At 75.4% G+C, this 26,488-nt stretch carries 25 protein-coding genes; 12 read left to right on the forward strand and 13 right to left on the reverse strand.

What is annotated here, in order from left to right; translation table 11 throughout:
* Positions 1-122: 122 nt before the first annotated feature.
* The 3 genes from WA788_RS22010 to WA788_RS22020 all read left to right on the forward strand — a co-directional run bounded on the left by WA788_RS22010 (position 123) and on the right by WA788_RS22020 (position 3,837).
* Positions 123-1,391, forward strand: a complete 1,269-nt coding sequence (locus tag WA788_RS22010) for a helix-turn-helix transcriptional regulator (protein ID WP_335979914.1) — start codon at positions 123-125, stop codon at positions 1,389-1,391.
* Positions 1,388-1,966: a GNAT family N-acetyltransferase gene (locus WA788_RS22015; protein ID WP_335979915.1), complete on the forward strand. Its 579-nt coding sequence runs from the start codon at positions 1,388-1,390 to the stop codon at positions 1,964-1,966. Before WA788_RS22010 ends, WA788_RS22015 begins: the two co-directional genes overlap by 4 nt.
* Before the next feature lie 392 nt (positions 1,967-2,358).
* The gene (locus WA788_RS22020; protein ID WP_335979917.1) at positions 2,359-3,837 is read left to right on the forward strand and encodes a PP2C family protein-serine/threonine phosphatase; all 1,479 of its coding nucleotides are present in this window, start codon (positions 2,359-2,361) and stop codon (positions 3,835-3,837) included.
* Positions 3,838-3,934: 97 nt separating this feature from the next.
* On the opposite strand, the gene WA788_RS22025 is transcribed toward WA788_RS22020, so the two are convergent.
* The gene (locus WA788_RS22025) at positions 3,935-5,476 is read right to left on the reverse strand and encodes a DNA-binding protein NsdB (RefSeq protein WP_335979918.1); all 1,542 of its coding nucleotides are present in this window, start codon (positions 5,474-5,476) and stop codon (positions 3,935-3,937) included.
* A 228-nt stretch (positions 5,477-5,704) separates the two neighbouring features.
* On the opposite strand from WA788_RS22025, the gene WA788_RS22030 reads away from it, so the two are divergent.
* Positions 5,705-6,784, forward strand: coding sequence for an aminoglycoside phosphotransferase family protein (locus tag WA788_RS22030; RefSeq protein ID WP_335979920.1), 1,080 nt, complete (start codon positions 5,705-5,707; stop codon positions 6,782-6,784).
* A 320-nt stretch (positions 6,785-7,104) separates the two neighbouring features.
* Positions 7,105-9,102: an N-acetylmuramoyl-L-alanine amidase gene (locus tag WA788_RS22035; protein ID WP_443034079.1), complete on the forward strand. Its 1,998-nt coding sequence runs from the start codon at positions 7,105-7,107 to the stop codon at positions 9,100-9,102.
* A 119-nt stretch (positions 9,103-9,221) separates the two neighbouring features.
* On the opposite strand, the gene WA788_RS22040 is transcribed toward WA788_RS22035, so the two are convergent.
* The 3 genes from WA788_RS22040 to WA788_RS22050 all read right to left on the reverse strand — a co-directional run bounded on the left by WA788_RS22040 (position 9,222) and on the right by WA788_RS22050 (position 13,451).
* Positions 9,222-9,722 carry a hypothetical protein gene (locus WA788_RS22040; protein ID WP_335979921.1) on the reverse strand — a complete coding sequence of 167 codons (501 nt, stop codon included), beginning with the start codon at positions 9,720-9,722 and terminating at the stop codon, positions 9,222-9,224.
* Positions 9,723-9,765: 43 nt separating this feature from the next.
* Complete coding sequence (locus WA788_RS22045) at positions 9,766-12,489, reverse strand: ATP-binding protein (protein WP_335979923.1); 2,724 nt, start codon at positions 12,487-12,489, stop codon at positions 9,766-9,768.
* Positions 12,490-12,830: 341 nt separating this feature from the next.
* On the reverse strand, positions 12,831-13,451 hold the full coding sequence (locus WA788_RS22050; protein ID WP_335979926.1) for a CGNR zinc finger domain-containing protein: 621 nt from the start codon (positions 13,449-13,451) through the stop codon (positions 12,831-12,833).
* Between the two features lie 49 nt (positions 13,452-13,500).
* Here WA788_RS22050 and WA788_RS22055 point away from each other — a divergent pair, with 49 nt between their 5' ends.
* Positions 13,501-14,154, forward strand: coding sequence for a pyridoxine/pyridoxamine 5'-phosphate oxidase (locus WA788_RS22055; protein ID WP_335979929.1), 654 nt, complete (start codon positions 13,501-13,503; stop codon positions 14,152-14,154).
* A complete protein-coding gene (locus WA788_RS22060) occupies positions 14,151-14,858 on the forward strand; it encodes a maleylpyruvate isomerase family mycothiol-dependent enzyme (protein ID WP_335979932.1) in 708 nt (235 codons plus the stop codon). The genes WA788_RS22055 and WA788_RS22060 overlap by 4 nt, the downstream gene beginning before the upstream one ends.
* Before the next feature lie 68 nt (positions 14,859-14,926).
* On the opposite strand, the gene WA788_RS22065 is transcribed toward WA788_RS22060, so the two are convergent.
* On the reverse strand, positions 14,927-15,166 hold the full coding sequence (locus WA788_RS22065; protein ID WP_335979934.1) for a DUF397 domain-containing protein: 240 nt from the start codon (positions 15,164-15,166) through the stop codon (positions 14,927-14,929).
* 268 nt (positions 15,167-15,434) lie between these two features.
* On the opposite strand from WA788_RS22065, the gene WA788_RS22070 reads away from it, so the two are divergent.
* Both WA788_RS22070 and WA788_RS22075 read left to right on the forward strand, forming a co-directional pair.
* On the forward strand, positions 15,435-16,010 hold the full coding sequence (locus WA788_RS22070) for an isochorismatase family protein (protein ID WP_335979936.1): 576 nt from the start codon (positions 15,435-15,437) through the stop codon (positions 16,008-16,010).
* A 54-nt stretch (positions 16,011-16,064) separates the two neighbouring features.
* Entirely contained in the window at positions 16,065-16,655 is a 591-nt protein-coding gene (locus WA788_RS22075; protein ID WP_335979938.1) for a DUF4865 family protein, read from the forward strand.
* A 43-nt stretch (positions 16,656-16,698) separates the two neighbouring features.
* Here WA788_RS22075 and WA788_RS22080 read toward each other — a convergent pair whose 3' ends face one another.
* Positions 16,699-17,547 carry an endonuclease/exonuclease/phosphatase family protein gene (locus tag WA788_RS22080; protein WP_335979939.1) on the reverse strand — a complete coding sequence of 283 codons (849 nt, stop codon included), beginning with the start codon at positions 17,545-17,547 and terminating at the stop codon, positions 16,699-16,701.
* Positions 17,548-17,615: 68 nt separating this feature from the next.
* On the opposite strand from WA788_RS22080, the gene cpt reads away from it, so the two are divergent.
* The gene (cpt, locus tag WA788_RS22085; protein WP_335979941.1) at positions 17,616-18,170 is read left to right on the forward strand and encodes a chloramphenicol phosphotransferase CPT; all 555 of its coding nucleotides are present in this window, start codon (positions 17,616-17,618) and stop codon (positions 18,168-18,170) included.
* A 32-nt stretch (positions 18,171-18,202) separates the two neighbouring features.
* Here the strand turns inward: cpt and WA788_RS22090 are convergent, their stop codons facing one another.
* The 5 genes from WA788_RS22090 to WA788_RS22110 form a co-directional block, all read right to left on the reverse strand.
* A complete protein-coding gene (locus WA788_RS22090) occupies positions 18,203-20,344 on the reverse strand; it encodes a serine/threonine-protein kinase (protein ID WP_335980137.1) in 2,142 nt (713 codons plus the stop codon).
* A 256-nt stretch (positions 20,345-20,600) separates the two neighbouring features.
* Entirely contained in the window at positions 20,601-21,503 is a 903-nt protein-coding gene (locus tag WA788_RS22095) for an oxygenase MpaB family protein (RefSeq protein ID WP_335979942.1), read from the reverse strand.
* Between the two features lie 122 nt (positions 21,504-21,625).
* Complete coding sequence (gene crcB, locus WA788_RS22100; protein WP_335979944.1) at positions 21,626-22,000, reverse strand: fluoride efflux transporter CrcB; 375 nt, start codon at positions 21,998-22,000, stop codon at positions 21,626-21,628.
* The gene (locus WA788_RS22105; RefSeq protein ID WP_335979946.1) at positions 21,997-22,494 is read right to left on the reverse strand and encodes a fluoride efflux transporter FluC; all 498 of its coding nucleotides are present in this window, start codon (positions 22,492-22,494) and stop codon (positions 21,997-21,999) included. Before WA788_RS22105 ends, crcB begins: the two co-directional genes overlap by 4 nt.
* Positions 22,495-22,710: 216 nt before the next feature.
* Entirely contained in the window at positions 22,711-23,937 is a 1,227-nt protein-coding gene (locus WA788_RS22110; protein WP_335979948.1) for a benzoate/H(+) symporter BenE family transporter, read from the reverse strand.
* A gap of 140 nt (positions 23,938-24,077) precedes the next feature.
* On the opposite strand from WA788_RS22110, the gene WA788_RS22115 reads away from it, so the two are divergent.
* Together WA788_RS22115 and WA788_RS22120 are read left to right on the forward strand one after the other, a co-directional pair.
* Positions 24,078-24,698 (forward strand): XRE family transcriptional regulator, encoded by a 621-nt coding sequence (locus WA788_RS22115; RefSeq protein WP_335979950.1) that lies wholly within the window; start codon positions 24,078-24,080, stop codon positions 24,696-24,698.
* Positions 24,691-25,659 (forward strand): GNAT family N-acetyltransferase, encoded by a 969-nt coding sequence (locus WA788_RS22120; RefSeq protein ID WP_335979953.1) that lies wholly within the window; start codon positions 24,691-24,693, stop codon positions 25,657-25,659. Before WA788_RS22115 ends, WA788_RS22120 begins: the two co-directional genes overlap by 8 nt.
* Here WA788_RS22120 and WA788_RS22125 read toward each other — a convergent pair.
* Together WA788_RS22125 and WA788_RS22130 are read right to left on the reverse strand one after the other, a co-directional pair.
* Complete coding sequence (locus WA788_RS22125) at positions 25,646-25,948, reverse strand: DUF3817 domain-containing protein (RefSeq protein ID WP_335979955.1); 303 nt, start codon at positions 25,946-25,948, stop codon at positions 25,646-25,648. The two genes, WA788_RS22120 and WA788_RS22125, sit on opposite strands and share 14 nt — an antisense overlap.
* A 2-nt stretch (positions 25,949-25,950) precedes the next feature.
* Positions 25,951-26,436 carry a hypothetical protein gene (locus WA788_RS22130; protein WP_335979957.1) on the reverse strand — a complete coding sequence of 162 codons (486 nt, stop codon included), beginning with the start codon at positions 26,434-26,436 and terminating at the stop codon, positions 25,951-25,953.
* Positions 26,437-26,488: the final 52 nt, after the last annotated feature.

Raw genomic sequence — 26,488 nt, forward strand, 5'->3', positions numbered from 1 at the left:
AACAGTGAACGCCGCCGACCTGAAGTGTGGGAGGAAATTCTGACCCCCTGTGGCGTGCGGAGGGCCCGGAAAATCCGGTCGTTCCCTTCTGCCCAGTCGCACCGGGTGTCTACGCTGAGTCCGTGGACGACAACCAGAATCTCGCCCAGGCGATGAGCGAAGGGGGCCTGACACAGGCCGAGCTGGCCGAGGCGGTCAACGGCCACTTACGGGGGGCGGGACATGACGGGACCGTGAGCGATCGGACAGTCCGGAACTGGCTGACCGGAAAAACACGGTGGCCCCACCTTCGACAACGCCAGGCACTGGAGGCAGTATTCGGTTGTACCGTCGAAGAGTTGGGTTTCATTCGACCGGCGGGACGTACCACCCCCACCACCGAACCGGAGCAGCCCGTGTTGCGTCGCACCTTCTTCTCCGCCGCCACCGGTACCGCCGCCGCAGCGATCTCCTCCTTCGTCGGAGCCCGCCCCCAAGTGGGCACCTCCGATGTCATCCGGTTACGCAACAGACTGGACGCCCTGACGGCTCTCGACGACTCCCGAGGCGGTCATGAGAGCCTGGAGCAGGCTGCGCTTGCCGGGGCGGCCGAAGCACTGGAGTTGCAGCAGCGCGCGGCCTCCCAACGCGTCCGGCAGAGGTTGTACGGCGTGGCCGCAGAGTACACAGCCGCCGCCGCATGGTCGGCCGTTGACGCCCGCCAGGGCGAGCGTGCCCAAAACCACCTCAACCGGGCGCTGCACCTCGCCGGTCTGGGCGGGGCCGCCGAAGCCGAACTACAGGTGTGGAACTTGCACGCGATGCTGGCCCGCCAGGGACAGCACTTCACCGAAGCCGTGCACGCCGCCCAGGCGGCGCAGGCGACCCGTGCCGCGCGCCGGGACCCGTTATTCGCCTCCCTCGCGCACGCTCGTACCTCCCTCGGCCACGCGCAGACGGAAGACCGGCAAGCCGCCCTGCGCTCCCTCGGGTATGCGGAAGAAGCCTTGGCGAAGGCGTCCACGGACAACCCCAGGCCGTCGTGGGTGGCGTTCTACGGGTTCTCGGAGCTGCTGGCCATCACCGCGTACGTCCGCAATGACATCGGGGACGCACCGGGCGCTGAGGCGGCCTCACATCGGGCTCTGGCCGCCATCCCGCAGCAGTTCCGCCGGAACCGCGCTCTGGCCACGCTCCAGCTCGCCACTGCACAGCTCCGCCAACGCGACGTGGACCAGGCATGTGCCACGGCAGACCAGGTGTTCGCCCTCATGGCCGGTGACCCCCTACCGGGCCGGATGCGGTCCTACCTCGGAGACTTTCACCGCGACCTGATCACCCTGGCGCCGGACTTCGCGACTGCGCGAGAGTGGGAAGACCGTTACCGATCTGAATGGAGCCGGGCCCGATGACCACCCCCGACGTGGAGCTGCGCTACTACGGCCACGATGACCTGCCGGCGATCCGGCAGACGTTGATAGACGTACAGCGGGACGTGTACGCCGACGTGATCGAGGACGACGAGTTCCATCAGAAGTTCCCCTGGTTCGTGGACCACTGGGGCAAGAACCCCGGCTTTTCCTGCGTGATCGCCTACGACGGCGAAGAGCCGGCGGGCTTCGCCTACGGCGCTCCGGGCACGGAGGGACGCGAGTGGTGGCGGGAGCGCCTGGACCCGGCGCCGGAGAAGTCTCGCACCTTCCACTTCTCCGAGCTTCAAGTCCGCCCACGATGGCGGGGCAAGGGTGTTTCCGAGCGGCTGCACCGGGCCCTGATGCGCGCCCAGGACGAAGACCTGGCGGTGCTGCTGGTGGACGTGACACACCCGAAGGTCCAAGCCCTGTACGAGTCGTGGGGCTATCGGAAGGTCGGGGAGGACCAGCCGTTCCCGGACTCCCCGGTGTACGCCGTAATGGTCACGGAGCTACCGCTCACTTACAGGTCCGCTGAAGCACCATCCGTCCTTGCTCGGCCAGAACGGGGTTGAGTCGGCGAGGGGCGGGGCCGCCCTCACTCTGAGGGTACGGGCCACGCCGGGCCGTCGAAGGCGTACCCCCAGCCGGACCCTCGACTGGTAGAGCGGTGTGTATAAGAGGGGCACCTCGCCCAGTTCCGCGCGCCGGCGGGTGAGGGGACCCGGCGGGGCGTTGTCCGGGTGCGGGGGCGTTGTGGTTGGGGGGGTTGGGGGGGTTGGCGGCGCTGTTGGGGCGGGTGGGATTGGTGGGCGGGGGGCATATGTCAGGAGCACCACCGGATCGGGTATCGCCGAAACCCTTACGAGCCATCGCTCGCTGTGCAACAGTCGTAACTGGTCCATCTGTCCCGCCGTCCGCCACGGCCGTCACCGCGGCTGCCCGCAGACATCCCTCGGAGTGCGTCATGCCGTCCCCCGCGCACGCGGATTCCCCCACAGCACAGCCACCAGGCCCCGGGGCCGTGGATGCACTGATCAGCCAGGCGCGCCAGTTGCGCAGCCGGGTGGACGCGGTGCTCGGCGAGAGCGTGTCGGACGCCGAGGACCCGCGGCTGCGCTGGCAGCGGGCGCTGTGCGACCTGGCGGTGCACCAGCTCGACGATCTGGGCACGCATCTTGGGCAGTTGCGCGAGGGGTTCGCCCTCGACACGCCCGTCGCGGCGCTGCCGCACGGGTCGGCGGGGGCGCGGGAGGCGGACGTGCGGTTCGCCGGGGCCGCGCTGCCCGACGCTGCCGCGGTCGGCGCGCTCGGCCGGGCCGGGAGCGCCGAGTGGGACCTGCTCACCGACGGGGCCCAGTGGTCCAACGAGCTGTACCGCATTTTCGGCCGCTCCCCGCAGGACGGCCCGCTGACCCTGGACGAGCTGCCGTCGTGGCTGTTCTCCGAGGACCAGCAGCTGCTCACCGAGATGGTGACGGGCTGCCTGGTCGACGGGCGGCCGATCGACGGCGAGTTCCGGATCGTGCGCGCCGACGGCACGGTGCGCACCGTGCACATGGTCGGCGAGCCGGTCTTCGCCGCCGACGGCGGCACCATCTCGATGTGGGCCGTGATCCGCGACGTCAGCGACCTGCGGCGCAGCCAGCGCGTGCTGCGGGAGACCCGTGACTCCCTGGAGCGGCACCGGCAGATCGCCCAGACCGAGCGCCGGCTCGCGGTGGAGCTCCAGGAGGCCGTCCTCCCGCCGTGGCGCGGCGGCCTGCGCTTCCCGCAGGAGGGCGGCGCCACCACGATGGACCTGGCCGCGCGCTACCTCCCGGCGTCGACCAGCGGTCTGATCGGCGGCGACTGGTACGACGCGATGCAACTGCCCGACGGCTCCTCGTTGCTGACGGTCGGCGACCTCACCGGGCACGGTGTGGCAGCCACGTCGGGCATGGCGATGCTGCTCGGCGCGCTGCGCGGGATGGCCGTCGCCGGGCTGGCGCCCGGCGCGCTGATGTCCTCGCTCAACGACCTGTTGGACACCGCCGCCCAACCGGCCCTGGGCAGCGCCCTGTGCTGCCGGTACGAACCGGCCGAGCGGGTCCTGCACTGGGCGCAGGCCGGGCACCCCGCCCCGCTGCTGTTCCGCAACGGGACGGGGCGCGTGCTGGACGCACCGGAGGGCATGCTGCTCGGCGCCTCCTCGGGCGCCCGCTACGCCCAGGCGAGCGAGCAGTTGTTCCCCGGCGACATACTGCTGCTCTACACCGACGGCCTGGTGCCGCAGCGTGCGCCGCACCACCCGACCAGCGGCGGCAGCGCCGAACGCCTGCTCGCCATCGCGCCGTTGCTCAACGGTGCCCGCTCCGCGCAGGACTGCCTGCGCATGGTGGCGGAGGAGTTCGACCTCCCCGACCGGCCGGACGACGCCTGCGTGCTGATCGCCCGGATCGCCTGACGGATCGCCCGGATCGCCTGACGGGTCGCCTGCCCCGGCAGCAGCATGGCCCGAGCACTCCGGTCCGCGCGCGGCCCGGTGTGACGTGTCGGCGTCGTCACACCGAACGGGTGCGCGCTGAACGGGACTTCGGCACCGCGATGTCCTGCGGCGCGGTGGTCGCCGGGGCGCTCTTCACCTCCCCCTTGGCCGGCTTCTGCTTGGGCAGCACCGCCTCGATCTCCCGGCGCAGCTCCTGGATGTCCGCCAGGGCGGCGTACCGGTCGGTGAGTGTGTGCATCTGGCGCAGCCGGTCCCAGGTGCGGTGCGAGGAGGTCTGCCCGATGGTCGTCAGCGCCTTGCGGGCGTGGCTGTCGGCCTGTTCGGGGTCGTCGGCGATGAAGCAGGCGGAGGCGAGCGAGAGGTGGTCGAAGATCACCGACCGCTCGTGGCCGCCGCCGCGCAGTTCCAGCGCCCGTCTGGCGTGTGCCTGGGCGTGGACGGCGGCCGACGGGTCGTGCTCGGCCAGCGTGCGGTAGGCGAGCGCCTGCATGCCGTGCAGGTCGGCCTCGTCGAAGTTCTGCATCCAGCTGGGCGTCGGCAGGTCGCCGCGGTCGGCGGCGAACAGCTCCTCGGCCTCGCCGAGGGTCCGGCGCATCTCCTGGTCGCGCCCCATGGCCGCCTGCGCCCACGCCTCGATGGTGCGCAGCATCGACTGCGTACGGGGCAGGGCCTGCTCGCCGGAGCCGGACGCGGCCAGCCGCATCAGGTCGAGCGCGTCGGCCGGGCGGTCCAGGTGCACCATCTGGCGGGCCGCCCTGGACAGCGCCTCGCCGGCCCGCGGCCGGTCGCCGCCCTCGCGCGCGGCGTGCGCGGCGATCACGAAGTACTTCTGGGCGGTGGGCTCCAGGCCCACGTCGTGGGACATCCAGCCGGCGAGCACCGCGAGGTTGGCGGCCACGCCCCACAACCGGCGTTGCAGGTGCGCGGGGTGGCGGTAGGAGAGCATCCCGCCGACCTCGTTGAGCTGGCCGACGACCGCCTTGCGCTGGAGGCCGCCGCCGCGGGAGGCGTCCCACGCGCGGAACACCTCCACCGAGTGCTCCAGCGACTCGATCTCCTGGGCGCCGACCGGGACCGCCTCGTAGAGGTCCTGGGCGGCCGGATCGGCGCTGAGCGGGTCGTCGAGGACGGGTGCGTCGGCCGCGAGAGCCGGGTCGGTGTGCAGCCAGTCGTACATGGCCGCGCTGAGTACGGTACCTGCGGTGAGCGCTGCGCTTGCGCCCACCAGTCCGCGTCGGTTGAGCATGAGGTCCATTCCCGTGAATTCGGTGAGGACCGCGGCGGTTCGCTCCGGCGGCCACGGCAGGCCGTCCCCGGTTTTCTTCTTCCCCCCCTGCCGGCGCCGGTCGAACCCGAGGTCCTCGATGGTCACGACACGACCGAGGCGCTCGGTGAACAGGGCGGCCAGCACCCGCGGCACGGGTTCGCGCGGCGACTCGCCGGTTTCGATCCAGCGGCGCACCCGCGAGGTGTCGGTCGCCAGCTGCGGATGGCCCATGGCCGCCGCATGCCGGTTGACCAGCCGTGCGAGTTCGCCCTTGGACCATCCGGTGAGACCGAACAGGTCCGCGAGTCGGGTGTTGGCTTCGCTGCCCACGTCAAGCCCCCAGGTTCCTCGGCACCTTGACACTAATCCCGGTGACAAAGGCCCCGCGACTATTCGCCAGGGTTCGCCACGGTCCGCCAGATGGTCTGCCACCCGCGCCAGGGTGTCAGGTAGGAACGCGCCACCCCGCCCCGGTTCCGCATTCCCCAGGGTGCGGTACCGGGGCGGGGGCGGCGCCCCTGGCAACTCGTTGGCACACGAAGGGATCTGCTTCCACTCATGTATTCGGCATCGTCCTCCGTGTCCGCCCCGCCCCGACCCGCGTACCCCTCGGTCGGCGAGCCGGTGCTGCGCCCGCGTCCGGCCGCCCTGCGGCGGACCGTGGCCGGCGGGCCCCGTCCGATCGGCGGGAGAATCGACTTGACCGGCCCTCAGGGGGCGCAGCTGCGGACCGCGGTGGCCGCGGTGCAGCGGATCTGTCCCGAGTTCGCGCCCGTGCAGCTGCTGCGGCGCGGCGGGCGTACCGCGCTGCTGATCGGCACCTCCGGCCGGGCGCCGGCCGTCGCCAAGTGCCTGCTGGACCACTCACCGGCCTGGGCGGAACGTTTCCGCCACGAGATAGCGGCCTACCGCACGTTCGTCCGGCAGCGCCCGCCGGTGCGGGTGCCGCGGCTGATCGCCGCCGATCCGGACAGCTGCGTCCTGGTGATCGAGCGGGTGCCCGGGCGGGTGGTCGCGCCGCAGCGCCACCCGGTGCAGACCCCGGCCCGCACGGATGTGCGCGCGGCGCTGACGGCGTACGCGCGGATCAACGCCTGGCGGCCGGCCCCGGGGTCGTTCGACGCGCCGATCGACTACGCGGCGCGGATCGGGCGCTATCACGAACTGGGCCTGCTCACCGACCGGGACCTGGGCGACCTGCAGAAGCTGATGCGCGGACTGGCGCACACGCAGGGCCAGTTCTGCCACGGCGACGCCCTGCTGTCGAACGTGCTGCTGTCGCCGGCCGGCCCGGCGCTGGTCGACTGGGAGCACGCGGGCTGGTATCTGCCCGGGTACGACCTGGCGGTGCTGTGGTCGGTGCTCGGGGACGACCCGGCGGCGCGCCGGCAGATCAGCCAGCAGGCGCAGGCGCAGGGCGCGGAGGCCCGGGACGGCTTCCTGGTGAACCTGATGCTGGTGCTGACCCGGGAGATCCGGACCTACGAGACGGCCGTGCAGCGGACGATGCGGGCGACCGGTCCGGCCGCGCCGGGTGCCGCCGAGGCGGGCGAGGAGCAGCGGCTGCTGCTGCGCCGGCTGCACGACGACTGCGGGATGGCGCGGGGCGCGGTGCGGGCGGCGGTCGGCACGCAGTGAGCGGTCGGAGCGCCGTGGCCCCGCGCCGGCCGGCGGGACGCTCCTCGTCGCCGCCCCTCCGCGGCTGCCTCGCCCCCGCCGCGCAGTGGGTGCCCGCGCATTGTCGACAGGGCGGGGAAACGTGGCAGGCGGGGGCGGGGCGGGGGCAGAGGTGTAGGCCAGTGGCGCGGGGCAGGTCGGTGGGGGCGCGGGCCGGAAAGGCGGTCAAGGCGGGGAGCGGGGCGGCGGGACGCGCCGTATACGGGTGGTTGACGGAGCGTCGGAGCGGCCGGTAGCTGTGGGGAAGCTGTGATCCGCCACCCCGCTTCGAGGAGGCCGTCGTGCCGCGTTCCGCTCCCCCGCCCCCACCCGTCTCCGGAAGAGCCCCGGCACCTGCGCGCCGGGCCCGCGCCGCGGTGGCGGTCGCCGCGGCGGCGGCCCTGCTGCCGCTGTTCGGCACGGGCACCGCGGCGCACGCCGACGCCTCGGGCGCGCTCCAGCGGGCGTTCGCCGACGCCGCCGGGAAGTACGGCGTGCCGCGCAGCGTGCTGCTGGGCGTGTCGTACATGGAGTCGCGGTGGGACGGCCACCAGGGCGTGCCGAGCGTCACCGGCGGCTACGGGCCGATGCACCTGACCGACGCGCGGACCGCGCTCACCGACCATCCGGTGCGGCAGACCGGCGACGGGGGCGACGACGGCCGCGGGGACACCTCGCGCCCGCTGATCACCCGCGCGCAGGCGGCGGCGCCGGCCACGGCGTCCTTCCCGGCGAACCTGACCACGGTGGACCGCGCGGCGGCGCTGACCGGTCTTGCGGCGGCCGACCTGCGCGAGCGGCCGGCGGCCAACGTGGCGGGCGGCGCGGCCCTGCTGGCCGCGGAGCAGCGCCGGCTCGGCGAGCCGCTGAGCGCCGACCCGGCCGACTGGTACGCGGCCGTCGCGCGCTACTCCGGCGCGGACGACCGGGGCACCGCGGACTCCTTCGCCGACGACGTGTTCGACGTGATCCGGCAGGGCCAGGCGCGTACCACCGACAGCGGCCAGCGGGTGGTGCTCGCCGCGCGGCCGGGCCTGGCACCGGCGGCCGGTCAGGCGGCTAGGGTCGGGCTGCGCGCGGACGACCCCGGGCCGGCCGAGTGCCCGCCGGGCCTGGGCTGCGAGTGGGTGCCGGCGCCCTACCAGGAGACCGGCGGCGGGGACTACGGCAACCACGACCTCGCCGACCGGCCGCAGGACATCAAGATCGACACGATCGTCATCCACGACACCGAGGGTTCGTGGGACACCTCGCTGAAGCTGGTGCAGGACCCGACGTACCTGGCCTGGCACTACACGGTCCGCTCCTCCGACGGGCACGTGGCGCAGCACGTGCCGGTCAAGGACGTCGGCTGGCACGCGGGCAACTGGTACACCAACGCGAAGTCGATCGGCATCGAGCACGAGGGGTTCCTCACCGACCCGGACGCCTGGTACACGGAGGCGATGTACCGCTCCTCGGCGCGGCTGGTGCGCTACCTGGCGCAGAAGTACGACGTGCCGCTGAACCGGCAGCACATCCTCGGCCACGACAACGTGCCGGGCCCGACGGGCGCCTACGTGCCGGGCATGCACACCGACCCGGGACCGTACTGGGACTGGGGCCACTACATGGCGCTGCTCGGCGCGCCGGTGGTGCCGACGGCGGGCCCGCGGGGCGGTGAGGTGACGATCGACCCGGACTACGCGGCGAACCAGCCGGCCTACACCGGCTGCGCCACGGCGGGCGCGGCGTGCCCGGCGCACGGCTCCGAGGCGGTGCGGCTGTACACCGCGCCGAGTCAGGACGCCCCGCTGGTGCAGGACGTCGCGCTGCACGGCGCGGGCGGCGCGAGCACCACGGACGTCAACGACGTGGGCGCCCGGGCCTCCACCGGCCAGCAGTACGCGGTCGCCGGCCGCCAGGGCGACTGGACGGCGATCTGGTACCTCGGCCAGAAGGCGTGGTTCCGCAACCCGGCGTCGGCCCCGACGGCCGTGGACGCCACGGGCCTGGTCGTCACCCCGAAGAAGGGCCTGGCGAGCGTCCCGGTCTACGGCCGCGCCTACCCGGAGGCGAGCGCCTATCCGGCGGGGGTGCCGGTGCAGGCGCTGACCCCGATGCCGTACACGATCCCGGCCGGCCAGCGGTACGTGGTCGGGGGCCGGGTGCACGGCGAGTACGACTACTCGGTCACCTTCGACACCGCGAGCCACCAGGTGGTGCGGGGCACGAACGTGTACTACGAGATCCAGCTCGGGCACCGCGTGGAGTACGTCCTCGCCTCGGACGTGACGCTGCTGCCGTCCGCGCTGTCGTAGCCGCGCGGCTTCACCGGGCGGCGGGCCTGTCTGGTGACCGCCACGCGTAAGGGGCGCCATCCCGGGATGGCGCCCCTTACGCAGCGCCCTTGCCCGGAGCGCCTGCCCCGTTCGACGGCTCAGCCGGCCTGGAACATCTCCGCCGGCAGCGGCTTGAGCAGCTGGTACAGGTCCTCGGTGATCGGCCGGTCCCAGGTGGCGATGGTGACCTGGACGCCGTCGCTGCGGTCGAACTGCACGCAGGCCACCCGGGATTCGGAGATCTTGATCCGGCGCACGATGAGCGGCCCGTCGGCGAGCATCACCGGGGTGCCCTCGATGTCGACGACCTCGGCCGGTTCGTCGTTGCCGAGCGCGGCCAGCAGCTGCGCCACCTCGAAGGGCACCTGGCCCTCCTCCAGCTCGCGGGCCGGCGAGCCCTCGGGGAGGTTCCCGATCAGCATCGAGGGGCCGCGGCCGCCGAACAGGTCGTACCGCAGGTAGATGCCCTGGCAGCTGCCGTCGGCGCCGGGCAGCAGCCCCGCGCCCAGGTCGCCGGGCCAGTCCCCCGGGTCCATCGCGAGGACATCGAAGTCCGGCCCGGTGGGCGTGGCTGCGCTACGGCGGCGGAGGAAGGACATGCCGCCATCGTACGTGGTGGCGGGGTCTTGACGGGAGCCCGTTTCAGGTCTCCCGCGGTGCCGCGAACGGCGCGGCCTGCGGTCCGGCCTCGGACGGGCGGCGCGGCGCGGGCACCCGGGCGAGTTCGGTCCTGGCGGTGCCGGCCAGGCCGTCGGCGCCGCAGCGCACCGCGCCGTCCAGACCGCGCCGCAGGGCCTGCGCGGCGCCGCCCCGGCCGGCCGCGCGCAGCGCGGTGCCCTGGGCGACCAGCGCCGCCGCCAGCTCGTGGGCGGCCGGCGACGCCTCCAGGTGGGCGACGGCCTCGGCGAGCAGGTCCAGGCCGCGCGGGCCGCCGATCACCTCGGCGGCCACCCGCAGCGCGCTCCCGATCGCCGACGGCGCGCCGAACTGCCGGGCTCTGGCGACCGCGTCGAGCGCGGTGCGCACCGCCTGCCCGGGGTCGTCCGGCGCCTGCGCGAGGGCGAGGTGCAGCTGCCAGGGGCACCAGCCGGGGTTGCGCATGCCGCGCGCGTCGAGCCGCCGCCCGACGGCGGCCAGTTCCGCGGCGGCCTCCTCGCGGCGGCCCAGGGCGAGCAGGATCTCGCCGTGCACGGCCTGGGCGTCGGGGAAGGTCACGGCGGCCGGGAAGGGCGCGGCGAAGGCGTAGCCGGCGGCGAGTTCGGCCGCCTCGGCGGCGCGGCCGCGTGCGACGAGCACCCCGGCGAGCACCGCGACGGCGTACCACTGCACGGGGGTGCCGCGGCCGACCCGCTCGGCCAGCCGCAGCCCGTCGCGGGCCAGTTCCTCGGCCTCGGCGAGCCTTCCGCAGCGGTGGCGGACGTAGCCGAGCAGGACGTACCCGAAGGACAGGTGCGCGCCGCGCCAGCCGTGGCGTTCGAAGTCGGCGATGCCCTCGGCGAACAGCTCCTCGGCGCGCTCGGGCCGGTCGGCGTAGGCGTAGGTCATCGCCACGAGCACCGGCACCTCGAAGCCGCGGCCCTCCTCGACCCAGGGCAGGCCGCCGTGCAGCGCCCGGGCGGCGTGGCGCAGGACGGTGCCGGTGGGCTCGCCGCGCAAAATGGCGTCCCAGGCGCGCAGGCCGATGATGTACCGCTCGGTGAGGTCGCGGCCGGTGAGGCGGTCGGCGAGGCGGGCCAGCCGGCGGGAGCGGCCGGGCGAGTCGGGCTCGTCGGCGCGGAAGGCGTCCCACATGAACTGCTCGGCCTGCATCCGCAGCCGGGTGCGCGGCGCGGTGGCGGTGCGGGCGGCGGCGGCCACCACCTCGGCGGCCTCGCTGATCAGGTCGGAGTGGGCGAGGGACTGGGAGAGCAGGAAGATGATGCCGTCGCGCAGTTCGGGGTCGTCGATCGGCTCTTCCAGGGCGGCCCGCAGGTGGTTGGCGGTGGTCGCCGGTTCCAGCAGCTGGGTGGCGCAGCCGAGTTCGTAGCGCACGGCGGCGCGCTCGCCGGGCGGCGGGGGTTCGCGCAGCGCCCGGGCCAGGCAGTCGCGGGCCGCCTCGGGGGCGCCGGCCCGCAGGATCTCCCGGGCGGCGGCGCGCAGCTGGTGCACCACCCACGGGTCCTCCTCCGGGTGGGTCTCCAGCAGGTGCCGGGCGGCGGCGGTGGGGCCGAGCCCCGCGTCGAGCACCGCGAAGGCGGCCTTGCCGTGCAGGGCGACGCGGATCGCGCCGGGTATCGCGCGGTAGACGGCGGTGGCGATCAGCGGGTGGACGAACTCCAGGGTGCGGCCGCCGGTCAGGACGCGGGCGGCGCGCAGCCGGTCCGCGCAGTCGGCCGCCTCCTGGCTGCCCAGGCCCGCCACGGTGGCGGCCAGCGCGGGCTGGATCTCGGTGCCGAGCACGGCGGCGGCCCAGGCCAGCCGGACCGTCGAGGGGCCCAGGCGCTCCAGCCGGGCGACGAGCCCGCTGCCCTTGGCGGCGGCCGCCAGGTCCCGCAGCAGGTGCACGCTGCCGCCGTCGGGCGGCAGCCCGCGGTCGCGGACCTTGACGGCCAACTCGACCGCCTCGAAGGGGTTTCCGGCGGTGACCGCCCAGCACTCCCGGCAGAACTCCTCGTCGGCGTGCGCGCCGACCCGGTCGCGTACCAGCCGGCCGATGGCGTCCGCGGTCAGCGGCTCCAGGCCCAGCGGGCGGTGGCCCGCGCGGCCGGGCAGGCCGCGGAACGCCTCGGCGGACGGCGGCAGTTCGTCCGGGCGGTAGGCGACCACGACGAGCAGCGCGAGGTCGTCGGTGCGGGGCGCGAAGGCGGCCAGCCAGTTCAGCGACTGCGGGTCGGCCCAGTGCGCGTCGTCGAGGACCAGCACCACCGGGGCGTGCTGGACCGCGACATGGGTCAGCACCCAGTCCAGGCCGTCGCGCAGGCCCTGCGGGTCGGGGGCGGCGCCCTGGCCGGCGGCCTGCGCGGTGCACAGGCCGAGCGCCGGGCCCACGATGCCGTACCAACTGCCCAGCGCCGCCCGGACGTCGGCCTCGGTGGCGCCGGCCAGCGGCGGTTGCAGGAGTTGCCGGGCGACGTGGAAGGCGACCTGCTGCTCCTGGTCGCCGCCGCGGGCGGACAGCACGGTGCAGCCGCGGTCCGCGGCCCGGGAGCGCACTTCGGCGAGCAGGGTCGTCTTGCCGAGGCCGGCCGGGGCGGCGAACGCCAGCAGGCCGCCTCGCCGCCGGCCGGGCGCCGGGTCGCAGAGCGCGGCCAACCCCTCCTCGACGGCGGACAGTTCGGCGTCGCGCTCGAACAGCGTGCGGGCGCCGCCGACCGTCCGTCCCACCATGGTCTCTCCCCTGGCCGACCGGCGGGGCGCGCGCCCGGCGCACTCAGTCCGGTGGGTTCACAGCGTACGCCGTCGGATGCGTGGGGTAAGGGGGTACGACGGTGCCGGTACGCCACTGGCAGGAGGCGTACCGGCGAGGTGGAGCCCCGCGGTTCCCGGGGAGGCGGTGCCTCCCGGTCGGCCCGCCGCGACCCTCCCACGGGGGCCGGGCCCGCCACCACCGCGGCCGGGCCCCACTCCCCGCCAAAGCTCCTGTGCGCCCCGCACGCGCCCCCGTTACCCGCCGTAACGAAGGCGCGCCCCTGCCAGCGCCTGCCTGCCGCTGCTCCGCGCGAGGGAGGTCAACCGGGGCTGTCGGTGGGCTGGTCGCGGTGGCGGGCGTGGTGGCGGGCGACGCGGGCGCGGTTGCCGCAGGAGGGCTTGCACCACTCCTGGCGGGCGTGCGCCTGGACGAAGTAGCGCACGCAGCGGGGGGCGGGGCAGGCGCGCAGCCGGGTGCGGTCGGGGCTGGTGAGGAAGGCCATGCCGGCCCGGGCCAGGGCGGCGGCGAGCAGGTCGGCGCGGGTGTGGTCGCGGGCCACGCGGTAGCCGCCCAGCGGTGCGCCGCCGGCCGGCCACAGCAGGCGGTGGGTGACCGGCACCCGGGCGGCGGCCGCGTTGAGCCCGTCCAGGGCCGCGCCGGCGTCGGGCAGCCGCCCGGCGTCGGCCTTGCTGGGCGCCCCGGGCAGCACCGCCCGGGCGAACAGGGCGCGCAGGGCGGTGCGTACCGCGACGGCGGCGGCGAGCATCGCCGGGTCGGCCGCGGCGCCGCCGTCCGCGAAGCCGTACTCCGCCAGGGCGCCCGTGTGCTGCCGCAGCCAGGCGGTCAGGCCGTCGGGGTCGGCGAGGTCGTCCGCGACGCCGCCGTGCCCGTCGTGGCGGACGGTGACCGCGAGGGCGAGGGCAAGATGATCAACCGGCATGGGCTAATGGTATCGTCGCCACACACCATTACACGCAGAGGGGGTATTCGTGTCCGACCTGCGCGAGGTACTGCGCGAGATCGAGGTGTTCGAGGGGGAGCTGCCGGACTTCGACGTCTCGGAACTGCCCGCGGACCCACACGAGTTGTTCGTCGAGTGGCTGCTGACCGCCATCCGGTCCGGCGTGCGCGAACCGCACGCGGTGACCGTGTCCACCACCGGCCTGGACGGCCACCCGTCCGCCCGCGTGCTGATCTGCAAGGACGTCACCGCCGACGGCTGGCAGTTCGCCGCCGACGCGGGCAGCGGCAAGGGCCGGGAGCTCGCGAGCCACCCGGCCGCGGCGCTCACCTTCTACTGGTCGCCGCTCGCCCGCCAGGTGCGGGTGCGCGGCACGGTGCGCCCCGGCGGCCCCGAGGAGTCCGCCGCCGACTTCCTCGCCCGCTCCCCCGGCGCGCGCGCCGAGGCGCTGCTCGGCCGGCAGAGCACCCCGCTGAGCGACCTCGCGCTCCGCGACGCCGAGGTGCGCGCCGCCGCCGAACGGATCGCCGCCGAACCGGGGGCGGTCGCACCCGGCTGGACGCTGTACACCCTGCGCGCCGAGCAGGTCGAGTTCTGGCAGGGCGACAAGCAGCGGCGGCACACCCGCGTCGACTACCGCCGTACGGACGCCGGTTGGGAGCGTGGACTGCTGTGGCCGTGACCGGGATCTCGCCCGCCGAACTGCCCACCGCGCTCCCCACGGCGCTCGCCGCGGGGCAGTCGCGGCTGCGCTCCCTGCTGCCGGGTCTGACCGACGGGATACTGCGCGGGCCCACCCCGCTGCCCGGCTGGACCCGCGGCCATGTGCTCACCCACCTCGAAGGGGTCGGCCTCGCCCTGGCCCGGCAGGCCCGCTACGCGCTGCGCGGCAAGCTCATCGAGGTCTACGACGGGGGCCGCGCCGCGCGGGACGCCGCCATCGAGGCCGGGCACCGGCGCCCGGTGCAGCAGCTCGCGCCCGCGCTGGCGGACGCGCTGGACGAGGTGGAGGCGTCCTGGTCCGCGGTCGGGCCGGACGACTGGGACCGGCCGGTGCGCTACCGCGACGGCACCCTGCGGGACGCCGGGCTCGCCTGGTGGCGGGAGTTGGAGATCCACACCGCCGACGCCGACCTCGGCTACGGCACCCACGAGTGGCCGGCGCCCCTGTGCGTCCACCTGATCGGCTTCCTCGCGTCACGCGTCCCGGCCGGCTACGAAGTGACGTTCACCGCCACCGACGCGGAGTTCACCCGGACGTACGGCTCCGGGACACCGCTGCCCGTAGCGGGCCGCCTGACCGACCTCGCGGCCTGGCTCGCCGGTCGCCATCCGGAACTCCCGCTGACCGCAACGGAGTTGCCGCGTCTGGGCACCTGGCCCTGACGGACCCGGCGGCGCCGCCCCGCGTTCCCCGCATTCAGGGGAGCACGGGGCGGCGACGCCGGACGGGGTCACGTCAGGTCGAACTCGCCGTCGCGCGCACCCAGCACGAACGCCCGCCACTCCGCGGGGGTGAAGATCAGCGCGGGGCCGTCGGGGTTGCGGCCGTCCCGCATCGCGATATAGCCCTCCACGAAGGCGATCTGCACGTCCCCGGTGCCCTGGCTGCTGGACAGCCACTCCGCCCCGGTCAGATCCACCTGCGGCTTCTTCCCGTTGGCCAACGGCTGTCCGGCAGTGCTCTCGGCCACGTCCCGACTCCTCCCACATCTCCCGCATCGACGTCCGCCCCCACACTATCGGGGTCGCCCGGGACCTGCGGAACATACCGGAACCCGCACGTGGCCCCGCCCCGATACGGTATGGCGCTCCCGGCGCGCGCTCGCCGCACCCGCCCCGCGCGCCGCCCGGAACCCGTTCCGCGCCCACCCGCGCCCCGGTCCGCGGACCAACTCCCGTGCCGTACATGGCTGTTCGAATCCCGCCCGCACGCCGGACGCGGCCGGTATGGTCGCGATCATGACCGCACATGATCACGGTTACCGCGCGGCCGGCGGCGTCCCCGAGCGCGAGTCCCCGCTCGCGCCGGGTCTGGACCCCGCCCGTACCGCACTCGTGCTCGTCGACCTCATGGACCGGCTCGTCGCGCTGCCGCTCGCCCCGTACCCGGGGCCGGAGGTGGTCACCGCGGCGGTGCGGCTGGCGGCGGCCTTCCGCGCGGCGGGCGCGCCGGTGGTGGCGGTCCGCGCGCAGCGCTCGGGGGCGGCCGAGCAGCCGCCCGGCAGCGACCTGGTGCCGGAGGTCGCCGCGCTCGCGGACGCGCTGGTGGTCAAGCGCTCCATCGGGGCGTTCCACGGCACCGAGTTGGACGCGCTGCTGCGGACGCACGGCATCGACACCTTGGTGCTGGCCGGGATCGCCACCAACGTCGGCGTGGAGTCCACCGCCCGCACCGCCGCCGACCTCGGCTACCGGCTGGTCTTCGCCCACGACGCGATGTCCGGCATGACCGCGGCCGAGCACGACGCCTCGGTGACCCTGGACTTCCCCCGCTTCGGCACGGTGGTCGCCTGCGCCGACGTGTGCTTCGCCTGACCGCCCCGACCGTCCCGACCGCCCGCTGGAACCGAACCCCAGGAGCAGCCGCCCATGCACGGCATGAACTACCGCATCGTCCTGCCCGCCGACTACGACATGGGCGTCATCCGCCGCCGCGTCGAGACCCGGGGCCATCTGCTGGACGCCTTCCCGGGGTTGGGGCTGAAGGCGTATCTGATCCGGGAGCGCGGCACCGACGGGTCGCCCGTGAACGAGTACGCCCCGTTCTACCTGTGGAACACCGCCCACGGGATGAACAGCTTCCTGTGCGGCCCCGGATTCCGCGGCCTGGTCGCGGACTTCGGCCGCCCGGCCGTCGAGCACTGGACCGGACTCGCCTTCGCCCGCGGCCCGGCCGCCGCCGAGGTGCCCGCGGCCGCCACCCGCGCGGCCCGGCCGCTGCGCGCGGACGAACCGCTCGAAGAGGTCGCGGCCCGCGCGTCCGCCCAGTTGCGCGAGGACGCGGCGCGGCCCGGCGTGCACTGCGCGGCGCTGCTGCTCGACCCGCGGCACTGGGAGTTGCTGCACTTCACGCTCTGGCGGGACGCGGCCCCCGAGGAGCCCGGCGCCGAACGCTTCCAGGTGCTGCACCTCTCCCGCCCCGGGCTCGACACCATCGACACCGGTGCCGGCCCCGCCTGAGGGCTGCGCGGACGGCGGCCGCCCCGGTGGCGGGCGGGCCCGGTCAGGCGCCGCTCAGCCGCAACGACGGGCCCGGCGGGCTGAGTTCGGCGAGGACGGCGGCGTGGTCGGAGGGCCACACCCCGGCGACCGGCCGGTCCCCGGTGCGGCGGACAGTGCGGACCCAGCCGCGGCTGTCCGGCCCCGGCGGGCCGACGAGGATGTGGTCGACGCAGCTCGGGCGGCCGCCGAAGTTCACCGCCTCCGGGGTGCGGATGTCCCAGGTGCCCTGCGGCAGCGCCGGATCGGCGAACCGCCACGCGTCCAGCAGCACCTGGCCGGGGACGGCGGGCGCGGTCTGGTAGCCGCGGATCAGCCGCATCTCGTCGAAGTCGGGTTCGGCGTTGAAGTCGCCGGTGACGACCGGCGGGTAGGGCCCGCGGGCGTGCTCGGCGACGAACGCGGCCAGCTCCCGGACCTGCGCGCAGCGCACCTCGGAAGCGGCGAGGCCGGAGTCGAGGTGGGTGGTGAAGAAGGGCAGCGGCCCGCCGGGGGCGTCCAGGAGGGTGTGCAGCGCGGTCTTGCCGTCGTCGCGGTGGCCGGGCGGCGTGGGCAGCGCGCGCTCGGCCACCGCCAGGAACGGATACCGGCTCAGCACGGCCACGCCGACGTCGACACCGGTGTCGCCGCCGTTGCGGGCGTGCCAGCGCTCCTGCGCCGTGGCGCGTGACCAGGTCCAGTGCATGCCGAGGCGCTCGGCCAGCCACCCGGCCAGGTTCTCGCCGCCCGGACCGCTGTCCGCCCACACCTCCTGCACGCCGAGCACGTCCGGCCGTTCGGCCTGAAGCGTGTGCAGGATCGCCTCGCGCCGCTCGCGCCAGCCGGCGAACCGCCACCAGAGGTTCCAGGTCATGACCCTTATCGCTGCGGTGCCGTCGGAATTCACTGGGCCCGTCCTTCCGGTCCGCCTACGGTGGCGGGATGTCGACTCAGGTGATCATTCTCAACGGCGGTTCCAGCGCGGGGAAGACCAGCATCGCCCGCGCCCTCCAGGAAGTGCTGCCGGGCCCGCCGTGGCTGACGTTCGGCACCGACACGCTCGTCGCGGCACTGCCGGCCCGGATGCGCGGGGAGGGCACGGCGGCGAGCAGCGGGGGCATCGCGTTCGGGCCGGACGGCGAGGTGGTGCCGGGCGAGGAGTTCCGCCGGCTCGACGACGCCTGGGCGCTGGGCATGGCCGCGACCGCCCGCGCCGGCGCGCACCTGGTCATCGACGAGGTCTTCCTCGGCGGCGCCGCCTCCCAGGCCCGCTGGCGCGAGGCGACCGCCGGGCTCGGGGTGCTGTGGGTCGGGGTGCGCTGCGCGCCCGCGGTCGCCGCCGCCCGCGAGGCCGCCCGCGGCGACCGCACGCCCGGCATGGCCGCCCGGCAGGCGGCCGTCGTCCACACCGGCGTCGACTACGACCTGGAGGTCGACACCACCCGCACCGGCCCGGCGGCCTGCGCCCGTACGATCGCGTCCCACGTCGTGCCGTGAAACGTGAACCGGCGGGGCCCCTGGGACACGGCCTAAAGGCGTTCGGGCCCGTCGCCGTGCGCGGCGACCTGGCGGTAGAGGGCCTGGGCCTCCTCGGTGCGGCCGAGGTGCTCCAGGCAGCGCGCCTCGTCGTTGCGGCTGGTGAGGGTGTCGGGGTGGGCCGGTCCGAGCAGGGCCTCGCGCGCGTCGGCGACCTCGCGGTAGACGCCCAGCGCGTCGCCCCAGCGGCCGAGCCACCCCAGGCAGACGGCGATCTCCCGCTTGCTGACGAGGGTGTCGGCGTGGTCGGCGCCCAGCACCCGCTGCCGGACGGCGGCCACGTCGCGCGCCTCGGCCAGCGCGCGGTCCCACTGGCCGAGGCGGCCGAGGTTGACGCCGAGCGCCTGCCGGGCCCGCAGCGTCTCCTCGTCGCCGGAGCCGACGGTCCGGGTGAGGTCGGCGACCAGCTCCTCGAAGAGCGCGAGCGCGTCGGACGCCCGGCCCAGCCGGGTCAGGCAGATGCCCGTCTCGTAGCGCACCGCGAGCGTGGCGGGGTGCTCGGGGCCGAGCACGCGGGCGCGGACCGCGCCGACCTCCTGGTAGACCTCCAGCGCGTCGGCCCAGCGCCCGGAGCGGCCGAGGGTGAAACCGACCTCGAACCGGGTGCCCAGCGTCTCGGGGTCCTCCGGGCCGAGCACCCGCGACCGGGCGTCGGCGACCTCCACCGCGGTGGTGTACGCCTCCTGGGTGCGGCCCAACTGCGCCAGGTTGTAGGCGAGGTTGTGCTTGCACCGCAGCGTGTCGGGGTGCTCCGCGCCCACGGTGCGCTCGCGGGCGTCGAGCACCTCGGAGAACTCCTGGTGGGCCTCCAGGTGCCGGCCGAGCGAGCCGAGCGCGTACGCCGCTTCGTGCCGCGCGGCGAGCGTGTCGCCGTGGTCGGGGCCGAGCACCCGGCGGCGCACCTCGGCGACGTACGCGTACAGCCGCAGCGCCTCCTCGGCCCGGCCGAGCTGCGTCAGGCAGTAGGCCGCTTCGTGGCGGCTGGCGAGGGTGTCGGGGTGCTCGGTGCCCTGGGCGCGGTCGCGGGCGGTGGCGACGGCGGTGTGCAGTTCGTACGCCTGCTGCCAGTTGCCGATCCGGCCCAGGTCGTCGGCCTCGGCCTGGCGGGCGGCGAGTTCGGCCAGCGCGGTCGGGTCGGCGGAGGCGGTGACGGTGCGGGTGGACCAGGCACCGGTCAGCTCGTGCCGGGCGCCGGCGGCGGCCGTACGGGGCCGGGTGGAGCGGGCCTGCGGTCCGGTGGTCAGCCGTCGCGCCCAGTCGGGCACCGCGCCGCCGGGCGGCAGCGCGGCCTTCTCCGCCGCGTTCATCGCCTTGAGCCGCCCGGCGACGCCGGCGGCGTCCTGCGGGCGGTCGTCGGGGTCCTTGGCGAGCAGGTCGAGGATCAGCCGCTCCAGCTCCACCGGCAGCTCGGGGCGCTGCGCGCGCGGCGGCTCGGGCGTGTTGTCGCGGTGCCCGACCAGGATCGACCAGGCGTCGCCGAGGTCGAACGGCGGGTGGCCGGTGGCCAGTTCGTACAGCACGCAGCCCAGCGAGTACAGGTCGCTGCGCTGGTCGACGGCGGAGTTCCCGATCTGCTCGGGCGACATGTAGTGCGGGGTGCCCATGGCCACGCCGGTACCGGTCAGGCGCGAGGTGAAGCCGATGTCGTGGCCGAGCCGGGCGATGCCGAAGTCGCAGATCTTCACGGTGCCGTCGGTCAGCCGCATGATGTTGGCCGGCTTCAGGTCGCGGTGCACCACGCCCTGGGCGTGCGTGTAGGCCAGGGCCGCGGCGACCTGCTCGGCGATGTCGCTGATGTCGGGCACCGGCAGCGGGCGCCGCCCGGCGTCGTCGAGGACCTGGAGCAGGTTGCGGCCGTCGAGCAGCTCCATCACCAGGAAGAGCAGCCCGTCGTGCTCGCCGAAGTCGTGCACCACGGTGATGCCGCGGTGCTGGAGGGCGGCGGCCACCCGCGCCTCGCGCCGGAACCGCTCCTGGAGGACACGGGTGAACCCGGCGTCCCCGGAGTGCCCCATGGGCTTGAGGCACTTGACGGCGACCCGGCGGCCCAGTGACTCGTCGAGCGCACGCCACACCTCGCCCATGCCGCCTCGGCCGATCAGTTCGTGCAGCCGGTAGCGGCTCTGGATCAGCATGCTGTCGTCGCGGCCGCCTCTCGGCTCCGCAGTGCCCACGCCCGCCGTCCCTGTCGCCGTTCTCGTGTCCGTACCGGTGGTCATCCCGGTGGTCATGCCGGCGGACCGGTCGGCGGGCGGTGCCGCGCCGCCGGGTCCGTACTGGCCGTTGCGGTGTCCAGCCTCCATCAGCGCCGTGCCCCCGTGCCTGTCGGTGCTCTTCGGTGCTTCCCCGCCCCCAGTATGGCTGGGAGGGGCGACAAAGGGGGACAGCGCGTCAGGGCACTTCGGGCTCGCCGGACGGCAGACGCCGGACCGAGGGGCGCGTGTCGGGGCCGAGCCGGGCGACCGCCTTGGGGATGTGGCCGGGCGGCAGCCGCCAGCGCACGGCGGCCGGCACCGCCCGCAGCAGCCGCCCCGCGACCCGCAGCGGGCGGTCGGCCGCCGCCCGCGGCGGCGCGTCGCGCCCGTACAGCGCGTGGGCGTACGGCGGCAGCGCCCCGAACGCCGTGCCCGCGACCGCCGGCCACACCAGCGCCCGCAGCGGGCGCAGCACTGCGGGCACCGGCGGCGCCGTCAGGAACCGCACCACGTCGAACGCCTCGGGTGTGGCGGCCAGTTCGGGGCGGACCTCGGCGAAGTAGCGGGCCAGCCGCGCGGTGTCGCCGGGCACGCCGGCCGGGTCCAGGCCCACCAGCCGCGCGGCCTCGCGCTGCTCACCGACGTAGGCGTCCGCCTGCGCGTCGGTCAGCGGGAAGCCGGAGCGGCGCGCGACGTGCAGGTAGGAGTCGATCTCCGCGCAGTGCACCCACAGCAGCAGTTCCGGGTCGTCGACGCCGAACCGCTCCCCGGTCGCGGGGTCGACGGCTGAGAGCCGGCGGTGGATGCCGCGGATACGGGCCCCGGCCGCCTCCGCGTCCGGCGCGGTCCCGTAGGTGATGCGGCCGACGAAGGACGCGGTGCGCAGCAGGCGGCCCCACGCGTCGCGGCGGAAGTCGGAGTTCTGCGCGACGCCGCGCACCGCGCGCGGGTGCAGCGCCTGGAGGTAGAGCGCGCGGATGCCGGCGATCCACATGATCGGGTCGGCGTGCAGTTGCCAGGTCACCGAGTCCGGGCCGAAGAGCCCGGCGTCGGGGTCGGGGCTCGGGCTGGGGTACGAACTCGGGTCCGCACCGTGCATGGCCGCCTCCTCCGCCGTGCCCGACCGCGGCAAGGTACACCGCTCACCGCTCACCGTTCGCTTTTCACCTTTCCCCGTCCACGGTAGTCGGCGCGGTCGGGCGGGCGGAGGGCGCGGACCGGTCAGCCCCAGATCGCCTGGGCCAGCGCGCTCCCGGTGAACGCGGCGCCCAGCCCCGCGGTCAGGCTGCCCGCGATGTTCGCCGCCGCGTAGAACCGGCCGCGGTTCTCCACCAGCCGCAACGTCTCGTAGGAGAACGTCGAGTAGGTGGTGAGGGCGCCGCAGAAGCCGGTGCCGAGCAGGAGTTGGACGTGGGCGGACAGGGCGCCCTCGGCGGCGGCGCCGACGACCAGGCCGAGGATCGCCGACCCGCTGACGTTCACCGCGAAGGTGCCCCAGGGGAAGACCGTGTCGTGCCTGGCCTGCACCGCGCGGTCGGTGAGGTAGCGCGCCGGGGCGCCGACCATCGCGCCGGCGATCACCAGTAGCCAGTTCACCGGACCTCCCGGCCGGTCACCGCGGCCACGACCCGCCGGGTCGCGTTCGCCCCCGCCCACACCGAGCACAGCGCGGCCGCCACGGTCAGCGCCAGGTAGGCCAGCGCCGGCCGCGGATGGCCGTGGTCGGCCAGCCCGCGGATGTCAGTGGCGTAGGTGGAGAAGGTGGTGAAGCCGCCGAGCACCCCGGTGCCGAAGAACGGCCGGACCAGGGGGTGCGCGGCCCACACGTCGGTGATCAGCACCATGAACACGCCGATGACCGCGCAGCCCGCCACATTGACCCCGAACGTGGTCCAGGGGAAGGCGTCGTGCGCGGTCGGCCACAGCAGCGCGGCGCCGTAGCGGCCGCACGCGCCGATCGCGCCGCCGACCGCGATCACCGACAGCACCACGGCCGGGTGCTTGCCGAGTTCGGTGCGCTGATCGGGGACGTGCAGGTCGATGTCGGGGTCGACCGGCTCCTCGAAGAGGGCTGGGCGCGGTTCTGCCACCTCAAGTCTCCTACTCGCATCGGTACGGCGCACCCGGCCGCGCCTCGGGGCGCGGGCACGCGGGTGCGCTTCGCAAGCAGGGACCGTTGGCGGCATCCTTGCCGCGGTTCGGGTACGGCGGGCCCCACCGCCGTGCGGCCCAAAGGAGGTCCGCACCGACCATGGTAGCGGCCTGCCCGCGTGCCGCGGGGGCCGCCACCGCCGGCAGCGGCCGCCTCACCCGGCGGCGCGCTCCGCCCTCGCGGGCAGGCGCACCCGGGCGACGGCCATGGTGAACACCCCCGCGAGCAGCCCCCAGAACGCGGAGCTGATGCCGAGCAGGGTGACCCCGGAGGCCGTCGCGAGGAAGGTCACGACCGCGGCTTCGCGGTCCGCGCCGTCCGCCAGCGCGCTGGACAGGGAGCTCGCGACGGTGCCGAGCAGCCCGACCCCCGCGGTGCCGAGCACCAACTCCTGCGGCATCGCGGTGAGCAGGTCGCCGATGGTGCCGCCGAAGACCGCGACGCACAGGTAGAACACGCCCGCCCACACCGCCGCGAGGTAGCGCCGCTCGTGGTCGGGGTGGGCGTCGGGGCCGGTGCAGATGGCCGCGGAGATCGCGGCGAGGTTGAGCGCGAAGGCGCCGAAGGGCGCGAGGACGGCGCCGGCCGCGCCGGTCCAGCCGATCAGCGGCGAGACGGGCACGTCGTACCCGTCGCCGCGCAGGACCGCGACGCCCGGCAGGTTCTGCGAGGCCATGGTGACCACGAACAGCGGCACCCCGGCGCCGATCAGGGTGTGCCAGTCGAGGCGCGGCGCGGTGAAGACGGGTGCGGCGGGGGTGAGGCGGATGTGGCCCGCCGCGCCGCCCCAGTCCCCGGCGGCGGTGGTCGCGGCGATGCCGACGAGGAGGGCGGCGAGCACCGCGTAGCGCGGCTGGAAGCGGCGTACGAGCAGGTAGGCGGCGAACATCGGGAAGACGACGCCGAAGCTGCCGTGCATGGCGCGGAACAGCCCGGTGCCGAACTCCATCAGCACCCCGGCCAGCAGGGCCGAGGCGATCGGCACCGGGATCGAGGCCATCGCCCGGGCGAACCAGCCGGTCACGCCGCTGAGGAGGATGAGCACCGAGGACAGCAGGAACGCGCCGACCGCCTCCCCCATCGACGCGCCGGTCAGGCCGGTGGCCAGCAGCGCCGCGCCGGGGGTGGACCAGGCGGTGACCACGGGCGCGCGGTAGCGCAGGGACAGGCCGATGCAGGTGGCGCCGAGGCCGACGCCCAGGGCGAGCATCCAGGAGGCGAGTTCGGCGGAGCCGGCGCCGGCGGCGCGGGCCGCGGCGAGGACGACGGCGGCCGAGCTGGTGGTGCCGACCAGCACCGTGACCAGGCCGGCGGTGACCGCGGACGGGGGCGCGGCCGCGTGTATGAGGGCCGTGGCGCGGCGGGGCGCGGAGGTGGACATGGCGTACTTCCCGGGGAGGTCGGAACATGCGGGGACGCGACCGTTCCACATACGGAACGTTCCGCGAACGGAACGCTAGAGTGGGCGCAGCGCGGCCGTCAATCGGTTACGGCCGCGGCCTGGCGGCGCTGGGAAGGTCGATGGAGCTGAACGAGCAGGTGGGGCGGCGCCTGCGGGCCCTGCGCGAAGGGCGGCGGCTGTCGCTGTCGGAGCTGGCCCGGCGGTCGGGCGTGGGCAAGGCGACGCTGTCGGAGCTGGAGGGCGGCCGCCGCAACCCCACCCTGGAGACGCTGTACGCGCTCACCACCGCGCTCGGCACCCCGCTCAGTTCGGTGCTCGCCGATCCGCTCGGCCCGCCCGCGCCGCAACCGCCGGGCGCGGCGCCCGTCGGCGGCGCCGAGCAGGTCGTCACGGCGCTGCTCACCGAGCGGCACGAGAGCCCCGGCGCCGTCACCGACGTCTTCCGGCTCCGTATCCGGGCCGGCGCGGTCCAGCACTCGCAGGCCCATCTGCCGGGCGTCCAGGAGCACTTGTACGTCCTCGACGGCACCGCGGTGGTCGGCGAGCCCGCCGCGCCGGTCACCGCGGGCCCCGGGCAGTACGCGCACTGGCACGCCGACCGCCCGCACCTGTACAGCGCGCCGCGGGGCGACGTGGAGGCGGTGCTCTTCGTCCGCTACACGCTCGGGGACGGGTCGGAGGGCAGTGGGGGCGAGGCGGGCGAGCCCGTCTCCGAGCTGCCGGGCGGCGCCGGTGCCTGAGGCCCCCGGCGGCGCCGCGCGGCCCCCACTCCCCCTGGTCCCCCGGCTCCCCGCGCCGTATCGCGCCCGCCCGGCCACGCGCGCCGACGCGGACGCGATCCACGGACTGGTCGCCGCCTGCGAGCGGGACCTGCTCGGCCGCGCGGAGACCGGCCCCGAGGCCGTCGCCGCGCGCCTGGCGCTGCCCGGCCTCGACCCCGAGCTCGACACGCTGCTGGTCCACGCGCCCCCGTCCGCTCCCGGGCCCCGCCTGGTGGCCCGGGCGTGGGTGCACGCCGGGCGGCGCAGCGAGGTGGACGTCCATCCCGCCCACCGCGGGCGGGGGTTGGGCACCGCACTGCTCGACTGGACCGAGGCGCGGGCCCGCCGGGCGGGCGGGGTGCGGCTGGCGCAGCCGGCCGAGGACGGCGACACGGCGGCCATCGCCCTGCTGCGCTCGCGCGGGTACGCGCCGTTCGTGACGCAGTGGCTGCTGGGCATCGAGGTGCCCGACGAGCCGCAGGTGCCCGATCCGCCGGCGGGCGTCACCGTACGGCCGTTCCACGCCGGGGACGGGCACGCCGCGCACCGGCTGGTGGAGGACGCGTTCCAGGGCTGGCAGCGGCGCCGGCTGCCGTATCCGGAGTGGGCCCGGCTCACCGTGGAGCAGGCGGCGTTCGCGCCCGCGATGTCACCGGTGGCGTTCGCGGGCGGCGAGATGGTCGGCGCGCTGGTGGCCCTGGACGTACCCGGATCGGCCGAGGGCTACGTCGACCGGCTCGCGGTACGCGCCGACCACCGCGGCCGGGGCATCGCCGGGGTGCTGCTGCGGGAGGCGTTCCGCGCCTTCCACCGGCGCGGGCGCCGCGGCTGCACCCTGTGGACCCACTCCGCGACCGGCGCCCTGTCGCTGTACGAGCACCTCGGCATGCGGGTGCGGCGCAGCTGCTCGGTCTACGCCAGGACCCTCACGGAGAGCTGACCCCGGCCGCACCGGCCGCCCCCTCCCCCCGGTCCGCACCGTCCGCCGCCGCGAGCCGGCGCAGCGCGAGCAGCCCGCCCACGCCGGGCACGAACGCCACGGCCCTGGTGCCGCGGTCGGCCGCGCGCAGCCGCCAGGTCGCCACGGCCACGAACAGGTACGCGCAGCCGTGCGCGGGGCCGACCAGCGACGAGACCGCCTTGAGGTGCACCGTGGCGAGGTTCGCCAGCAGGACGAGGAGCGAGAGGAGTTCGACGCGCGCGGCGACGCGCAGGGCGGGCGTCCGCATGCTCACGCTCCCGTCGTCGAGCCGGGGCGGACGATCATCAGCACCGTGACCGCCGCCCACAGCAGATTGAACACGCCGGTGAGCGAGGCGAGTTGCCCGGCGAGCGATCCGAGCGGAGCCGCCCCGGCCGACGGCACGGCCTCGAGGGCACGCTCCTGGGCCGGCAGGATCAGCAGCGCCAGCAGGGCCGCGGCCACCGCGGTCAGCACGATCGACGCGATGAGCCAGCCGCTGCCCAGCACGCCCAGGCTGCTCGCGGTGGCGAAGCCCAGCACGGGCACGGCGACGCCGATCCCCGCGTAGACGCGGCAGATGCGGTGCAGCAGCCGCAGGGTCGCGACGGACCGGTCGCCGTCGAAGGGGGCCGTGCCGTCGGCAGCGGGCCGGGCGGCGCGCAGGGTCCTGGGGAACATGCTCGCGGCCACCGCGACCGGGCCGATGCTCAGCAGCGCCGCGAGGACGTGCAGGGAGAGGAGGAACTTGGTCACGGCCGGCGCCCCGCGCTCCCGGCCGCCGGGCGACGCGCGGCCGCCGCGCCGC

The organism is Streptomyces sp. CA2R106 (assembly GCF_037034245.1).
GTDB lineage: Bacteria > Actinomycetota > Actinomycetes > Streptomycetales > Streptomycetaceae > Actinacidiphila.